Origin of the sequence: Gilvimarinus gilvus (assembly GCF_030518155.1) — a bacterium.
Lineage (GTDB): Bacteria > Pseudomonadota > Gammaproteobacteria > Pseudomonadales > Cellvibrionaceae > Gilvimarinus > Gilvimarinus gilvus.
The window spans coordinates 1-350 of record NZ_JAULRU010000180.1 but is presented as its reverse complement, the minus strand read 5'-3'; the positions used below and the strand labels follow the sequence as shown (position 1 = coordinate 350).

The following is a 350-nucleotide window of genomic DNA, read 5'->3' as shown; positions in this document are numbered from 1 at the left end:
TAGGATTAGCTTTAATTGGCATTAGAATAGCAAACAATTCTCAAATATGGAAACGCTATATCATTCAACAATTCTTTCTTATTTTAATTGGAATTGTTAGTGTAACCATTTTATATGGTTTATCAGAAAAGAAATCTCAGTATAACAATGCGTTTACGCGTAAATACATTCCGCATTTAGCAGAAAAACAAACTACTCTCAATTTAGAATCCACAGGATATTATATAGCAGGTATTGATAGTTGTTATGCTTATTTAGCTCATCCTAATGCTCCTTTATTTCTTAGAACTTATGATTACCATACGCAAAATGTGATTAATAATCGGATCAAAATAAAAAATGAGCTACTC

At 29.4% G+C, this 350-nt stretch carries 1 protein-coding gene; it reads left to right on the top strand.

Annotated features, from left to right (window positions below):
- Positions 1-350, top strand: a 350-nt coding sequence (locus QWI17_RS01540; protein WP_302720729.1) for a hypothetical protein, incomplete at both ends; no start/stop codon positions are given.